The organism is Hyphococcus formosus (genome assembly GCF_046736345.1).
GTDB classification, from domain to species: Bacteria; Pseudomonadota; Alphaproteobacteria; order Caulobacterales; family Parvularculaceae; genus Hyphococcus; species Hyphococcus formosus.
Genome location: NZ_CP157210.1, coordinates 1,119,429 through 1,132,676, shown reverse-complemented (window position 1 = coordinate 1,132,676; position 13,248 = coordinate 1,119,429). Strand labels below are relative to the sequence as shown.

At 52.9% G+C, this 13,248-nt stretch carries 11 protein-coding genes; 7 read left to right on the top strand and 4 right to left on the bottom strand.

Going from position 1 to position 13,248, the window contains the following annotated elements; genetic code table 11:
- Position 1: 1 nt before the first annotated feature.
- The 5 genes from ABFZ83_RS05255 to glp are packed head-to-tail and all read left to right on the top strand — an operon-like array spanning position 2 to position 2,911.
- Positions 2-253: a MoaD/ThiS family protein gene (locus ABFZ83_RS05255; protein WP_411818382.1), complete on the top strand. Its 252-nt coding sequence runs from the start codon at positions 2-4 to the stop codon at positions 251-253.
- 4 nt (positions 254-257) lie between these two features.
- Positions 258-713 carry a molybdenum cofactor biosynthesis protein MoaE gene (locus tag ABFZ83_RS05250; RefSeq protein ID WP_411818381.1) on the top strand — a complete coding sequence of 152 codons (456 nt, stop codon included), beginning with the start codon at positions 258-260 and terminating at the stop codon, positions 711-713.
- Position 714: 1 nt separating this feature from the next.
- Positions 715-1,245, top strand: coding sequence for a molybdenum cofactor biosynthesis protein B (gene moaB, locus ABFZ83_RS05245; protein WP_411818380.1), 531 nt, complete (start codon positions 715-717; stop codon positions 1,243-1,245).
- Complete coding sequence (moaC, locus tag ABFZ83_RS05240) at positions 1,245-1,724, top strand: cyclic pyranopterin monophosphate synthase MoaC (RefSeq protein WP_411818379.1); 480 nt, start codon at positions 1,245-1,247, stop codon at positions 1,722-1,724. Before moaB ends, moaC begins: the two co-directional genes overlap by 1 nt.
- A complete protein-coding gene (glp, locus tag ABFZ83_RS05235) occupies positions 1,724-2,911 on the top strand; it encodes a gephyrin-like molybdotransferase Glp (protein WP_411818378.1) in 1,188 nt (395 codons plus the stop codon). The genes moaC and glp overlap by 1 nt, the downstream gene beginning before the upstream one ends.
- Here glp and ABFZ83_RS05230 read toward each other — a convergent pair.
- From ABFZ83_RS05230 to putA, 4 genes are all read right to left on the bottom strand, one after another.
- Positions 2,908-3,669 carry a sulfite exporter TauE/SafE family protein gene (locus ABFZ83_RS05230; protein ID WP_411818376.1) on the bottom strand — a complete coding sequence of 254 codons (762 nt, stop codon included), beginning with the start codon at positions 3,667-3,669 and terminating at the stop codon, positions 2,908-2,910. The genes glp and ABFZ83_RS05230 overlap by 4 nt on opposite strands.
- 58 nt (positions 3,670-3,727) lie before the next feature.
- A complete protein-coding gene (locus tag ABFZ83_RS05225) occupies positions 3,728-4,543 on the bottom strand; it encodes a LytR/AlgR family response regulator transcription factor (protein WP_411818375.1) in 816 nt (271 codons plus the stop codon).
- Between the two features lie 3 nt (positions 4,544-4,546).
- Positions 4,547-5,650, bottom strand: coding sequence for a sensor histidine kinase (locus tag ABFZ83_RS05220; protein ID WP_411818374.1), 1,104 nt, complete (start codon positions 5,648-5,650; stop codon positions 4,547-4,549).
- A 217-nt stretch (positions 5,651-5,867) separates the two neighbouring features.
- The gene (putA, locus tag ABFZ83_RS05215) at positions 5,868-9,524 is read right to left on the bottom strand and encodes a bifunctional proline dehydrogenase/L-glutamate gamma-semialdehyde dehydrogenase PutA (protein WP_411818373.1); all 3,657 of its coding nucleotides are present in this window, start codon (positions 9,522-9,524) and stop codon (positions 5,868-5,870) included.
- 250 nt (positions 9,525-9,774) lie between these two features.
- Between putA and ABFZ83_RS05210 the strand changes: the two genes are divergently transcribed.
- Positions 9,775-10,983: an acetyl-CoA C-acetyltransferase gene (locus ABFZ83_RS05210; protein ID WP_411818372.1), complete on the top strand. Its 1,209-nt coding sequence runs from the start codon at positions 9,775-9,777 to the stop codon at positions 10,981-10,983.
- A gap of 28 nt (positions 10,984-11,011) precedes the next feature.
- On the top strand, positions 11,012-13,222 hold the full coding sequence (locus ABFZ83_RS05205) for a 3-hydroxyacyl-CoA dehydrogenase NAD-binding domain-containing protein (RefSeq protein ID WP_411818371.1): 2,211 nt from the start codon (positions 11,012-11,014) through the stop codon (positions 13,220-13,222).
- The last annotated feature ends 26 nt before the right edge of the window (positions 13,223-13,248 follow it).

The window sequence follows — 13,248 nt, the reverse complement described above, 5'->3', positions numbered from 1 at the left end:
AGTGGCACGGGTTTTGTTTTTCGGAAAATTACGGGAACTCGCTGGTTCTGCGCAACGCGAAATTCCATTAGGAACGTCGATTAAATTCGTCAGCGATTTGATTTCATATTTTGAAGATGCGGACAATCATCTCGGTGCGGCATTGAAAGAACAATCCGTCCGTGTCGTCATTAATGAAGAGATGTCGGAAAAAACCGCCTCAATTAGCGACGACGATGAGATCGGATTTTTGCCGCCTGTAAGTGGGGGGTAATCTTATGATCGAAATCGCTGATCGCCCCTTTGTCGCCAGTGAATTTCTCGCCCGTTTTGAAGATGGTGAACAAGGCGAGGGCGCAATCGTCAGTTTTGTTGGGAAGGTGCGAGCCGCTGCCAAGAATGACACGGTTACCGCACTCGTTTTAGAGCATTATCCGGGCGTGACCGAGCGCTCTATTCAAAAGATCGAAGATGAGGCGTTATCGCGCTGGGCAATCAACCGGGTGGCCATCATCCATCGTGTCGGCAAATTACTGCCGGGAGAGGCGATTGTGATGGTGTGTGTGAGTTCGGCTCATCGGCGCGATGCGTTTGAAGCGGCGGACTTCCTGATGGATTATCTAAAAACTGAAGCCATGTTTTGGAAAAAGGAAATTCGCGCAAACGGACAATCGTGGATTGAACCGCGCTCGGACGATTATAACGACGCCGCACGGTGGAAAAAAGGTAAGTAAGATGCATGGAATAAATGAAGCGTTGGAATTTAAACCGGTACGTGTCGCCATAATGACCGTATCAGATACCCGCACTGCTGATAATGATACCTCCGGTGATGTCCTAGAGCAGCGGGTTAAATCGGCGGGGCACGAACTCGCGGATCGCGCAATCGTTCGCGATGATAAAGAGGCGATCCAGGATAGAGTTTCGAAATGGATAGACGATGCGACGGTCGACGTCGTGATTTCAACCGGCGGAACCGGTTTGACAGGACGCGATGTGACGCCGGATGCTGTGAAGCCGCTTTTCGAAAAAGAGATCGAAGGCTTTTCCGTAATTTTTCACCAAGTGAGTTTTCAGTCTGTTGGTCTTTCGACCCTGCAATCACGGGCGACTGCGGGCCTTGCGCGCGGGACATTCATCTTTTGTTTGCCGGGCTCAAATGGGGCGGTAAAAGATGGATGGGATAAAGTGATCTCGTTTCAGTTGGATTCGCGCCATCGGCCGTGCAATCTGGTCGAACTTATGCCGCGTTTGATGGAACAATAATGACCGATAAATTGACGCATTTTGACGAAAAGGGTCGTGCACAGATGGTTGATGTGTCGGCGAAAGCGGACACGGATCGCCATGCGGTCGCGAGTGGGCGTGTCGTTTTTTCAAAAAGCAGCTATGAGATTATTCGTAGTAAAGGCGTCAAGAAAGGCGATATCGGAAAAATCGCGGAGTTAGCCGGCATTATGGGCGCAAAGCGAACAAGTGATCTTATCCCGCTTTGTCATCCATTGCCGATAACGGGCGTCAATTTGGAAATCCTCCCTGACGATGAACAGCATTCGTTTAATGTTACGGCAAAAGTGAAAACGACCGGCAAAACCGGCGTCGAAATGGAAGCGCTTACGGCGGTGATGACGGCATGCCTGACGGTTTACGATATGGCGAAAGCGGTCGATAAATCGATGACCATCGAAGACGTAAAATTGCTGGAGAAGTCCGGCGGCAAATCAGATTTTACCCGCGAGGCATAATGATAACTGTCGATGACGCGATTTCACGAATATTGAATAGGGCAGCGCCACTAGGTACGGAACAGGTCTCTATTTCCGCACTTGTGGGGCGAATTGCTGCGACCGATGTCAAAGCGGAAATCACGCAGCCACCTTATGCGGCGTCGGCGATGGACGGTTATGCGGTCATAAAAGCAGACGCCGTAAAAGGCGCTAAGCTTCGCATCATTGGCGAGGCACCGGCGGGCACGCCCTTTGATGGCGAAGTAAAGCCCGGAAGTGCTGTTCGAATTTATACGGGCGGCGTTGTTCCGGCTGGTGCGGATTATGTGGTCATTCAAGAAGACGTCAGCCGTGATGGCGACATCATTTGTATTGAGGCCGAGCAATCCGGATCGTCAAACATTCGCGCGGCAGGGATCGATTTTTTGAAGGGTGATGTCATCGTCAAGGCGGGGACCAGCCTTCACGAAATTCATGGCTCTATTTGTGCCGCGGCCAATATCCCGAAAATTGAGGTCATGCGCCGACCAAAAGTGGCGTTTTTTGCGAATGGCGACGAACTGGTTGAGCCCGGTGCAGACCTATCGCCGGGGCAAATCGTCAACTCAAATCGCTACGCATTAAGCGCAATGATCAAGGCGTGGGGCGGTGAGCCCATTTATCTCGGCCGTGCGCCAGATGACGTTACCGTTTTATGCCAGTATTTTGAACAAGGTCAGGATGCGGATGTTATTGTACCAATTGGAGGCGCGTCCGTGGGCGATTATGACTATGTTAAAACGGCATTTTCCGATGTCGGCGGCGAGATCGATTTTACGAAAATCGCCGTAAAGCCGGGTAAGCCAACATGGTTCGGTAATATCGATAAAACACTGGTGCTCGGTCTGCCGGGTAATCCGGCTTCGGCGATTGTCACCGCGGCGCTATTCCTACAGCCGCTCGTGCGAAAACTTGCTGCCGATGTGACGCGACCTGTCCGGGAAATTGCCGAATTGGCCGAACCGATCCGCGCGAATGGACGCCGAGAGCTTTATTTGCGTGGCCAGATCATCGGTGAAACGGGCCGGTTGAAAGTCGTTCCTGCCGTAAATCAGGATAGCTCGCTCTTGTCACCATTCGGTAACGCCAACGGCCTTATACGCCGAGAAGTCGAAGCACCAGCGTTGAACGCGGGTGATGAAGTAGAAGTCATCCGTTTACGTTAGAATACAATATTCAACCAGCGCAGGATCAGGCGAGCACTTACATATAAAATCAAGAGCGCGGTCAGGCGCTTTATCGTGATGCTCTGCAATCGATCATTGGCAAGCATCGAGCCCAATTGCCCGCCAACCAGAACGGCAGGGAATAACGGCCAATAGGGCGTGACCATCGAGAATATGCCAAGGTCATTGAGTTTAGTAATTTGCCCTGCAAGGCCAGAAATCGAATTCACCAAAATGAAGAAACTGCATGCCGCCGCGATTTCTTTTGGTCGTCCCCATCTTAAAAAATAGAGAACCGGTGCCAAAAAGATGCCGCCGCCAATCCCTACGAGGCCAGACAAAAACCCTATGCCGCCGCCCGTTATTGCGGAAATAAACACCGGTCGTGTCTTTTGTTTTTGATCACTTTCGGACACCCGGCTGAAGGCGAGATGAAGCCCCGCAAAGAGAAGCGAAAATCCCAACGCGCCGATAAAAAGTGTTTCCGAAACCGGAATGCGCCCGCCGAGCCACGCAAGCGGTATCGACATTATAATGAAGGGATAGAGCGATTTGAATTTTAGATGTCCGGACCGCGCAAATCGAAATGTGCCGCCAGCAACGACGATGATGTTGCAAAGAAGAGCAATCGTCGGAAGAACGCGGTAGTCAACGCCATTTAAAACCAGAAGCGCGTTATAGGTTGAGCCGCCACCGAAACCGACTGATGCGTAAAGGGCCGCCGTCAGAAAGAACAGAATGACAAGTAGGATCGGCATTTCGACGCTCGCAAATAGGCTAACCTAGTCGCGTAGAGCCGAATATGCCAATTCAAATTTATAGAAAACGCGCGACCACTTCTTTGTATGATCGCGATAATTTCAACTCCGCGCCGTTTTCAAGAATGATGAAATACTCACCATTCGAATGCGGATGCAGCTCTTTCACCTTGCTGATATTGACGATCGCAGACCGGTGAATGCGCTGGAACCGCGCCGGGTCAAGCCGGGCCTGCAGGGCCTTCATGGTTTCGCGAATTATGTGGGTCTTTCCGCCAGCATGAATGCACATATAGTCGCCAGCAGCATCAATCCATTCGATTTCGTCGGCCATGAGAACCACGACTTTTGAACCGTCCTTGAATGACAACCGTTCCGAATATCGTTGTTTTTCTGTCCAAGCGGGATCGCTTATCAGCTCTTTGATGCGGTCGCGATCATCATCAGACAAAGACGCCAGCATCTCGATCAATTTCGACTCGCGGCTCGCGGCAACTTTATTTTTGATCGCTTCGCGAGCGCGATGTAGGGCATCGCTCAATCGTTCCTCCTCGACTGGCTTTACAATATAATCGAGCGCATTGGCTTCGAATGCTTCGATCGCATATTTGTCGTAGGCCGTGACAAAGATAAACAAAGGGGCCGGCGCGCCGATCAAGGCACGCACCACGCCGAAACCGTCGAGGCCTGGCATTTGAATATCGAGAAAAACGAGATCGGGAGATAACGCTTTGATGTCCTTTACCGCCTCTCGCCCATTCGTAGACTGACCAATAATCTCGACTTCCGGAAATTTTTCCAGCCGGAGTTTTAGTCCGCGCAATGCAAGCGGTTCATCATCTACGAGTAGAACGCGGATTTTTTCGTCACTCATCATCTATCCCCGTGTTTCGAACGGTAAGCGCAAGCTGACGCAAAGCCCTTGCGGATCGGCTTTGCTAAGCTGAAACTGGCCCCGCTCCTGATACATAAATAAAAGCCGATCACGCATATTGACGAGGCCAACGCCATTTTTCACGTCAGATAATAATGCGCGCGGATCGTCGGGCGCATTGGGGCCGTTGTCACAGACGCGCAGTGCCAGCGTATCCCGTTCGCGCTTTGCTTCGATGCGAATTTCGCCGCCACTTTCCATCAACGCGATCGCATATTTAATTGCATTTTCGATGGCGGGCTGAAGAATGAGTGACGGCACATAGGCATCCATTGTGTCATCATCGATGTCGAATTTTACACTCAAACGATCATCAAAGCGTGTTTTCTCGATCGCAAGATAGAGCTGTAGCGCCCTGATCTCGTCGGCGAGTGTCGTTTTCTGCAACGGATCGCTATCGAGTGAATATCGCAAGAAGGCAGACAATTGCGTGAGCATGGCGTTAGCTTGTTTGCCGTCCTGCTCCATCACCAATGTCGAGATTGCATTGAGCGTGTTGAATAGAAAATGCGGGTTAAGCTGATAGCGCAGCATTTTTAATTGTGCCTGATCGGCGAGGCGCGCTGAGTGTAGGGCGCGATCAGTTTCATTGCGCAGCTTCAGATAATAATTGATGCCGAAATAAAACCCTGCCCATGAACCCAGCAAAAAGATATTGACGGGCAAATCCGGTGAAATCAGCACAAGGAAGTTTCGAGTACCAAGACTGGCACCGCGTAAATCCATCCAGGCATTGCCGAACAGATAGCCGAAGGTCTGCGCTTTCATGGCTGACATGGCAACGGCCATTAACAAGGTCGATGTCATGACGATTAACAGAAGCACAGCCGGACCTTGGCGGCGCGCGAACCAATAAATTGGGCGGGCAAGAATACTGGTCGTCATGAACCCGATTAAGGATGATGCGACGGAATAAAGAAGCGCATCCGGTGACCTTCCGGCTACGAATGATGACACGCTCAGAATATGAAGAACGAAGAATCCGAACCAACCAGCGATCTGAAGGATCCAGAACATCCGCCCCTTATCCGCAAAAAACCAGTTCATCCACCCGCGGGATCGCCCCTGGGTTGGTATGAACGGCGCGGCTTGGCGCGCGGTGATATCGGCGGAACTCATCTGGGCGTACTCAGAACTTTGTAATTGCTCGGGTTTATTCATAAAAACAAAGCCTGTCCGGGTTGAAATACAAGCGCGCTGCGGCGAACGGCTCCTCCGACGCGATGAATGTCGCAGGATCCGGTCGCCAGCAGGTATTTTAACCCTATTCGCCTAGAGACAACAAACGGACGTCGCCGCCAGCAGCAGTTGTGTTGATGGTCAGCGTCCGCTCGGTCATGTAACGCCACGGTGCATCCAGCGTCGAAACCAGCGGGATTATCGAGCTTTGGCGTGTGGCGAGTTGCTTTTCAATGGCGGCGCGGGCATCGGCACCACCGTCAAAGGCAACAAGCCGAATACGGTGATCGTTCAATAAGCCCGTCGTCACCTGTTCGCTGACGAGAGACAATACCCCCGCAGGGAGTGACGCTTTCTCAGCGGCAGTTTTGACCATTTGTGCCGCTTCATTATCTGCAGCTACCACCGTATTGCCGCACGCCAAGGCCATAAGAATTTGCTTAAGTGCGTTTTCACCGCCCAAGCATAGGGCAACACCGCGACCGCGCTGTTTGAGCGTGTTGGATTCGCCGGTCGGGCCGGGGAGTTCGACGTTAAGTTCAATGCCGTCGATTACTGCTGAAATTGCCGCAGCTTCCGGCGCGTCGAGATGGGATGCGATCTCTTTGACAAAGCGAGCCCGGTCGGCGCTGTTCCATGCGCGATAGCTAAGAGCAGCGGCAGTCAGTGCTTCATCTTCGATCTGCGATAAGCCGCCTTCTTTGATCGGAACTGAATTTTCGTTGTCGGGTCGCTGCCGTTTGACAAGGGCGGACATGTAGTGAGGGCCACCGGCTTTGGGGCCGGTTCCGGAAAGGCCTTCGCCGCCAAAAGGCTGAACCCCGACAACCGCGCCAATTTGGTTGCGGTTCACGTAAAGATTACCCACCCGAGCGCGGCGAGAAATTTTCTCCATCGTCTCGTCAATACGGGTGTGAACGCCCATGGTCAGACCAAAGCCGAGCGCATTGATTTCCTCGATCAGGTTATCGAGATGATCGGCGCTGAACCGTACGACATGAAGGACGGGGCCGAATATTTCCTGTGTGACGTCGCTGATGGAGGGCAACTCATAGGCTGCCGGCGTAATGAAGGTGCCGTTTTTGTCTGGGGTTCCAATTTCGGCGACCTTTTTACCAATATCGCTCAGTCTACGGATGTGATTAGCGATATTCTGTTTTGCCTCAGCGTCGATAACGGGGCCGACATCGGTTGAAAGTAGGGCAGGATTGCCGACGGTCATTTCCGCCATTGCGCCTTCCAGCATTTCGATAAACCGGTCGGCCACATCTTCTTGAATGCAGACCACGCGGCATGCAGAACAACGTTGCCCGGCACTTTGAAACGCCGATGCGACCGTATCGGTAACAGCTTGTTCAAGAAGGGCCGTCGAGTCGACGATCATTGCATTTATGCCGCCAGTTTCCGCGATTAGGATTGCGTCATGCTTTCCGGCGCTAATAAGGCCGCGTTTAATGATCTGGGCGACTTCGGTCGAACCTGTGAAGATAATGCCGCTAACATGTTCGTTTGCAACAAGGGGCCCGCCCACTTCGGGGCCGTCGCCAGGCAGGAAATGTAGCGCGCCAGCGGGGATTCCCGCTTCGTGCAATAGCTGTACGGCCGCGAACGCGATCAGGGGTGTTTGTTCTGCGGGTTTCGCGATGACGCAATTCCCCGCGGCAAGAGCCGCGCTTACCTGTCCGAGAAAAATGGCGAGCGGGAAATTCCACGGAGATATACAGCCGATCACGCCAACGGGTTCGCCGTCCAAACGTTCTGCTTGCAAGGCATAATAGCGAAGAAAATCGACCGCCTCGCGGACTTCGGCAATTGCATCTGGCCAGCTCTTGCCGGCTTCAAATACCGCAAGCGCCATAAACAGATGATCGCGTTCTTCAAGAAGGTCCGCAGCGAGTTGAAGGGCCTGCGCGCGTTTTTGTACCGGCGTGTTCGCCCATTCGGCTGCATAGGCATGAGCAGTTTCGCAGGCATCATTGACGTCACTTTCAGCAGCGTTTTCGACCCGCCCGATGATATCGTCATGATTTGCGGGATTCGTGACATCGACGCCTTTTCCGTTCCGCAGCTCGCCATTAATGATCGGTTTTGCAACGAGCTTCGGTAGTGTTGACCGCGCTTCAGGCGAAAAGTTTTCCGCGGTTGGCGGATGGGTTTCGTCATGACCTTTTGCCGATAACCGTTCGCCATATAGGCAATTGCGCGGGGCAGGAATATTCGGATTGGCGAATTGGGTTAGCTCGGCGATCTCTTCCAGCGGATCGGCAACCACGTCGTCTACGGATAAATCCGGATCGATCAACTGATTGACGAAGGATGAGTTCGCGCCATTCTCAAGTAGACGCCGGACGAGATAGGGCAGCAATTCTTTGTGACCGCCCACAGGCGCGTAGATACGAGACCGGACGCCGCTTTCGATCAGGCTGTCATGCAGTGCTTCGCCCATGCCGTGGAGGCGTTGCAATTCGTAATCGGTGTAATCGCCCGCCATTGCTTTTACCATCGTTGCGGTAAGCGCATTATGGGTCGCAAATTGCGGATAGAATACGTCTGTGTTTTCAAGCAGTTTCCGAGCGCAGGCGATATAGCTGAGATCAGTCAATACCTTACGGGTAAATACCGGATAGCTTTCAAGGCCCATGACTTGGGCGCGTTTGATCTCCGAGTCCCAATAGGCCCCTTTAACAAGTCGGACCATGATCCGTCGTCCGGTTTCGCGGGAGAGGGTCGCCAACCAATCGAGAACGTCTGATGCGCGTCGTTGATAGGCTTGGACCACAACGCCAAAGCCCGTCCAATCAGCAAGGGCGGGGTCACGCATGAGCTGCTCAATAATATCGAGCGACAGGTCGAGGCGATCTGCCTCTTCCGCGTCGATATTAAAGCCCATATTCGCGGCCTTGGCTTTTATGGCCAGCGCGCGGACGCGGTCGCCCAATTCGGTCAGTACCCGCTCTTTTTTGACAAACTCATAGCGCGGATGCAGGGCCGAAAGCTTGACCGATATACCGGGATTTTCTGCGGCGCGATCACGGGTTGAATGTTTGGCGATGGCTTCGATCGCATTCTCGTAATCGCGATAATATTTCGCTGCGTCTTTTGCAGTATGTGCGGCTTCACCAAGCATATCGAATGAAAAGACATATCCCTTGTCCGCAAAACGCCGGGCACGTTTCATGGCGCTATCAATTGTTTCGCCGAGAACAAAATGTTCGCCCATGATGCGCATGGCCTGTGCGACCGATGCGCGAATGACAGGCTCGCCCAGACGGTCGAGGGCCGCTTTGGTTGCGGCTGCCATTTTGCGCACGGGGTCTTTGGCTTCGATATCGTCAAGCCACGCAGCCGTTAGCATCAACGCCCGTGTTGAAAAATTCACCAGTGGGAAGGGGCTTTTCCCTTTGTGGGCCGCCCAATCACCCGCTTCGATCTTGTCTTCGATCAATGCGTCTGCGGTTGCGGCGTCTGGGGTACGCAGCAATGCCTCTGCGAGACGCATGAGCGTGACACCCTCTGCCGTTGATAGACCATATTCCTGCAGGAATTTATCGATCAATCCTGAGCGGACGGCACCGGCGCGCGCCGCGCGCACAAATGATGCGGCTTCTTCCTGTGCGCGGTCTCGTGTGGCGTCATCCAGACCCACGGCATCAATAAGTCGTGGGGCCAGCGTTTCCTCAGACAATAGATAGTGGTTGCGGATCCGTTCGCGGATTGAGCTGAGCGGTGATGACGTTTCCATTGCGTTTCCATTCTACGAGTTGAAATATGGACCGAACTTCTAATGGTTCATAATGGCTCCATGCCCGAAACCCGCGCTGTACGCCACTTTTATTGGGCCGAAAGTTCAACATTTCTGGCCGCTGCATAGCAGCATTGCAACGGCTTGGCCCGGCGCTTAATTAGGTAAGAGTAGGTTGTGGTTGGGTAAACGCCACGCGCCGCAAGAATATATCAAAGACGACACTGATTTCGGTCGAAAGGACGCGAGAATGACAGAAGCCTATATTTATGACGCAGTGCGCACACCGCGCGGAAAAGGCAAATCCGATGGGTCTTTGCATGAGGTTACACCCGTGCAGTTGGCCACGCAGGTACTCGAAGCGATTCGCGACAGGAATGGTCTCGAAGCCGATGCCGTCGAAGATGTGGCAATGGGCTGTGTCTCTCCGGTTGGTGAACAAGGTGCCGTGATCACGCGGACTGCTGTTTTGAATGCAGGATATGATGAGACAACTTCAGGCATTCAGGTTAACCGCTTTTGTGCGAGTGGCCTTGAGGCCATCAACATCGCTGCTGCGAAAGTGAAAGCGGGCGAAGCCGATGTAACGATCGGCGGCGGCGTTGAATCGATGAGCCGCGTGCCCATGGGTTCAGACGGTGGCGCATGGCCAACCAATCCTGAGACTGCGTTCAAGACTTATTTCGTCCCGCAGGGCATTTCAGCCGATTTGATCGCGACCAAATATGGCCTGTCACGGGATGACGTCGATGCTTATGCAGTCGAAAGCCAAAAACGCGCGGCGCAATCATGGAAAGAAAAGCGCTTTGAGAAATCGATTATGCCTGTGCGTGACGTAATGGGCGGGACGCTTCTCGATCATGACGAGACAGTCCGTGCGGATACGAATATGCAGTCGCTTGGCGCTTTAAACCCGTCATTTGCGATGCTCGGTGAAAATTTCGGCTTCGATGCAGTCGCGCTGCAAAAATATGGTGAGCTTGAGAAAATCAATCACGTTCATCATGCGGGCAATTCCTCTGGGATTGTTGATGGTGCCGCTGGTGTTCTGATCGGTAATGAAGAGGCCGGTAAGAAACTCAGCCTTAAGCCGCGTGCGCGGATCGTTTCCATGGCATCCATCGGTTCTGAGCCGACAATTATGCTGACCGGTCCTGAGTTTGCCGCGCAAAAAGCGCTCAAACGTGCTGGCATGGATAAGAAAGACATTGACCTGTGGGAGCTGAACGAAGCCTTTGCTTCTGTCGTGCTTCGCTTCATGCAGGCGCTCGATATTGATCATTCCGACATCAACGTGAATGGTGGCGCAATTGCGATGGGACATCCGTTGGGGGCAACGGGCGCTATGATCATGGGTACCGTGGTTGACGAACTTGAGCGCTCTGGAAAATCCACGGCGCTAGTAACGCTTTGTATCGGTGCGGGCATGGGCACAGCCACCATCATCGAGCGCGTTTAAACCACAGATTTAGGACGGACACAGAACAATGAGCTATAAAACATTTAATATCGAAGTCGACGGCGACGGCATTGCGCTTGTGACCATTGATCTGCCGGGCAAGTCTATGAATGTCTGGGATGCGGATTTGATGGAAGAATTCGCAAAATGGGTCGATGAATTTGTTGCGGACGACAACATCAAAGGCGCTGTCATTACTTCGGGCAAGGCGTCAGGGTTTCTCGCTGGTGCTGACTTGAACATGCTCGGTAGCGGCTCGGTCGGTAAAGGCGCGGGCGCGAGCAAAGAGGATCAATTCAATTCTGCATTCGCGCTCAATAGTGTATTGCGGAAACTCGAAACAGGCGGTCAGCCAGTAAAAGCGCTGTTAAAAGGCGAGGCGGCGGCGAAGCCGGTCGCTGCGGCGGTGAATGGCCTTGCGCTCGGTGGCGGTCTTGAATTGGTACTTGCCTGTCATCACCGCGTGGTCGCGGATAATCCAAAAATTCAGTTGGGCGTCCCTGAGGTTCAGGTCGGGTTGCTTCCCGGCGCGGGCGGTACGCAGCGTTTGCCGCGTTTGGCTGGCCTTCAAAATGCGGCCATGCTGGCAACGCAAGGCAAGCCGATTGACCCGAACACCGCAAAAGGCCAGGGCATCATTCAAGAAGTGGTTCCTGCCGATCAGGTCGTGGCCAAAGCCAAGGAATGGGTTAAAGCGAATCCAAAGGTGACGCAGCCGTGGGATAAAAAAGGCTTTAAGTTCCCCGGTGGCGGCGGTGCGATGGACCCGCGTGCGGCGCAGTTCTTCATGGCGGCAAACGCTATGGCGCAGCGCGAGACCAACCACAATTATCCGGCGGTCCAATATATTTTGTCCTGCCTTTATGAAGGGTCAATTGTGCCGATGGATACGGCGCTTCGGATCGAGTCGAAATATTTCGTCAAGCTGCTTTCGAGCCCGCAAACACGCAATATGATCCGGACACTGTTTATAAACAAACAGGCAGCAGAGAAGGGTGAACAACGCCCGAAAGATGTTCCGCCGACTTCGTTGAAAAAAGTTGGTGTGCTTGGTGCCGGTATGATGGGCGCGGGTATCGCCTATGTTACGGCTAAGGGCGGCATGGACGTTGTGCTCCTTGATCGCGATCTTGAATATGCGAAAAAGGGCAAAGGCTATTCTGAGAAGATCGTCGAAAAAGGTGTTTCACGCGGCAAGGTTTCCAAGGAAAAGGGCGAAGCCCTATTGGCGCGGATTACGCCGACAACGGATTATAACGACCTGAAAGATGTTGATCTGATTATCGAAGCTGTTTTCGAAGATCCGGAAGTCAAAGCGGACGTGATTAAAAAGACCGAAGCTGTTATCGGCGAAGATATTATCTTTGCGTCGAATACATCGACACTGCCGATTACGGGGCTTGCGAAAAACTCCGAGCGGCCAGATCAATTTATCGGCATCCACTTTTTCTCGCCGGTTGATAAAATGCCGTTGGTTGAAATCATTCCGGGTGAGAAATCCGGTGATCGCTCTTTGGCGACGGCGCTTGATTATGTTCGCATGATCCGCAAAACGCCGATCGTCGTTAAGGATACACGTGGTTTCTATACGAACCGTGTTGTACCGCCTTATCTCGGCGAGGCCATGATCATGGTGCAGGAAGGCGTGAAACCAGCATTGATCGAAAACGCAGCGAAATCGCTGGGTATGCCGGTCGGACCGCTTGCGCTGACCGATGAAACATCACTTTCTCTTGGTCATATGTTGATGACGTCCACCAAGAAAGAGCTGGGCAAGGACTATAAGCCATCGGGCAATGAAGAGTTGCTCGAGAAAATGGTGGTCGATCTTGGTCGTCATGGCCGCAAATCCGGTGGCGGGTTCTATGAATATCCAGAGAACGGAAAGAAACACCTCTGGGAGGGGCTCTCTGAGCATTTCCCGCTTTCTGATGATCAGCCAAGCCTGGAAGAGGCGAAGGAGCGTCTTCTTTATGCGCAATTGATCCCGGCGGCGCAGTGTTACGCGGAGGATATTGTTTCAGACCCGCAATCAGCGGATCTCGGGGCAATTTTCGGCTGGGGCTTTGCGCCGTGGACCGGCGGACCGATGAGCCATATCGACACGATCGGCCTAGAGACCTTTGTCCGTAAAGCCGAAAGCCTCGCCCAGAAATACGGCGCGCGCTTTAATCCGCCGGAGAAATTCCGCTCAATGGCAAAATCCGGCGAGACGCTCTATGGCGGAAAGGCCGCTTAAATCCCTATAATTCCGAGGATAATAAC

What these genes read in the sequence shown, in the direction of transcription:
- ABFZ83_RS05250 (WP_411818381.1), top strand. Translation starts at nt 258, where the DNA reads ATGATCGAAATCGCTGATCGCCCCTTTGTCGCCAGTGAATTTCTCGCC.
- putA (WP_411818373.1), bottom strand. Translation starts at nt 9,524, where the DNA reads ATGGAAACGTCATCACCGCTCAGCTCAATCCGCGAACGGATCCGCAAC.
- glp (WP_411818378.1), top strand. Translation starts at nt 1,724, where the DNA reads ATGATAACTGTCGATGACGCGATTTCACGAATATTGAATAGGGCAGCG.
- ABFZ83_RS05220 (WP_411818374.1), bottom strand. Translation starts at nt 5,650, where the DNA reads ATGAACTGGTTTTTTGCGGATAAGGGGCGGATGTTCTGGATCCTTCAG.
- ABFZ83_RS05225 (WP_411818375.1), bottom strand. Translation starts at nt 4,543, where the DNA reads ATGAGTGACGAAAAAATCCGCGTTCTACTCGTAGATGATGAACCGCTT.
- ABFZ83_RS05230 (WP_411818376.1), bottom strand. Translation starts at nt 3,669, where the DNA reads ATGCCGATCCTACTTGTCATTCTGTTCTTTCTGACGGCGGCCCTTTAC.
- moaC (WP_411818379.1), top strand. Translation starts at nt 1,245, where the DNA reads ATGACCGATAAATTGACGCATTTTGACGAAAAGGGTCGTGCACAGATG.
- ABFZ83_RS05205 (WP_411818371.1), top strand. Translation starts at nt 11,012, where the DNA reads ATGAGCTATAAAACATTTAATATCGAAGTCGACGGCGACGGCATTGCG.
- ABFZ83_RS05210 (WP_411818372.1), top strand. Translation starts at nt 9,775, where the DNA reads ATGACAGAAGCCTATATTTATGACGCAGTGCGCACACCGCGCGGAAAA.
- moaB (WP_411818380.1), top strand. Translation starts at nt 715, where the DNA reads ATGCATGGAATAAATGAAGCGTTGGAATTTAAACCGGTACGTGTCGCC.